The 1,869-nt window shown below is 24.6% G+C and carries 1 protein-coding gene and 1 pseudogene; both read right to left on the bottom strand.

From position 1 onward, the window contains the following. Positions 1-280: 280 nt before the first annotated feature. Positions 281-1,099, bottom strand: a pseudogene (locus tag OYV_RS05600) (AAA family ATPase). A gap of 303 nt (positions 1,100-1,402) precedes the next feature. Continuing rightward, positions 1,403-1,869, bottom strand: a 467-nt coding sequence (locus OYV_RS05130; protein WP_042068351.1) for a hypothetical protein, incomplete at its 5' end; no start/stop codon positions are given.

Here is a 1,869-nt window from a genome sequence, read left to right on the forward strand (position 1 = left end):
CTGTTTTTTTCATCTAATTTTCCTTTATTCTTTTTCAAACTCTTCATAATCTAATTTTTCAAAAAGCAATTTAGGCATAAAGTGAGCTATTAAACAAAATGAAAGACTACCAATAACAAAAATATAAATAAGATTTGTAAAAATTTCATTATTAATTTGAAAAAATGAAAATAAACTCAAAAAATTTAATAATACAAAAAATCCAAAACTAATTAAAATCATTAAAGCCATTATTACACCAAATAAATTCAAATAAACATCATTTATATTCATTCCCAAATCACTTCCGCAACATTGACAATGTTGGTAAAATTCTTTCTTTATTTTTTGTTGAGGTTAATTCAGTTTTAAATTGGTTTACAACGTTAGGTAGATCTGAAGATGAATTTGCAGTTTTATTTAGATCTTTAAAAGCTTCTTCACATTCATCAATAAAGATAATAGAAGTTTTTACTCCTTCTTTTTTATTATGCAATCTTACATCTTCAAATAACTTTTTAACAAACCTAGGAACATCTCCTACAAGAGTTTGAGAAACAAATTAAGCAGCATTAGTTTCATAAAAACCAACTTGTCTACCAGCTTCTTTAGCAAGTGCTCTAGTAAAGAATGTTTTACCTGTTCCGGGAACCCCATAAAATAAGACTCCTTGAGGTGGTTTAACTTTACCAACACCTAAATAAGATAAAGGATCACTTAAATAATTAAGAAAACCTTGTAATTGGTCTATAACACTTTCCATCCCAATAGTTTTTTTAAAACTAGGTAATCCTTCAAATTCATCTAAAGGCATAGGAAAATATCTAGTACCTTCAGGAAATTTATCTATTTGTTGTAATTGTTTTTTAGATGGATCATTTTTATTAGCTAATGCATTTATACGGTCATTTAGAGTATGTAGATTATTTCCATGAATTATATCTTGCATCATTTGTTTTAATTCTTGAATAGTCATAAGATTTTCATCAGTTTGATTATTATTTGTTTGGTTTTCTTTTAATTCTTTAACTTCTGTTGATAAACTTTCAACATCTGTTTTTGTTGTAGTAATTATTTCATTTGTTTTTTGAAAGTTTTTATCCATTGTATCATTTGTCATATAAGAAAAAACAACAGAACCACCTTGTAATACATATCAAAATAATAATCACAAAGAAAAACGTATTACTTTTAGATTCATTATTAGAAACTAGATTTAATGTTTCATCATATTCAAATTCATTTTCTTTTGCTACTTTAAGTTTATTTTTATCATCTTTTGTTTTTTTAATTTGAACGTTAGTTGCTTTTTCATTAACTTCAAATTCTTTTAATGATGTATCCTTTTTATGTTCATTTTTTTATATGCCATGTTATAATTAACCTTTATTTTCATTATTATATTATATATTAATTATTAATGTTATTGATTTGGTTGTTGATTATTTTGAGTTTCTTGTTGAATTACAATTTGCATATTTGCATTAGGAACTTGATAGATTGTAGGAGTATAATTTATTTGATAAGGTGAATAATTTTGATTATAGTTATAATTATATTGACCTTTATTTTTTTGTTGCCATGCTCTATTAAATGCTGGGTCTCTAAGTTGATTATTTAAATTATGATACATATTTTGTCCTGTTTGATGTATTTCATTTGTTTGGCTAGGTTGAGGATGATGCTCCCATGCTTCATGAGCTCTTTGCATATAATCTAATCCTTTTAAATGAGTATCAGGTAATATATCTATCATAAAAGAACTATGATTAATAGAATATGTTTGTTCTTCTAAAAAATTATATATTGGTTTTTCAAAAAATAAAAAGATTGTTTTTCTTTGTTGTGATGATGCATTATCATTTTGTTTTTTTAATTCTTGTTGAATTT

This window comes from 'Chrysanthemum coronarium' phytoplasma (genome assembly GCF_000744065.1).
Classification (GTDB): domain Bacteria; phylum Bacillota_I; class Bacilli_A; order Acholeplasmatales; family Acholeplasmataceae; genus Phytoplasma; species Phytoplasma asteris.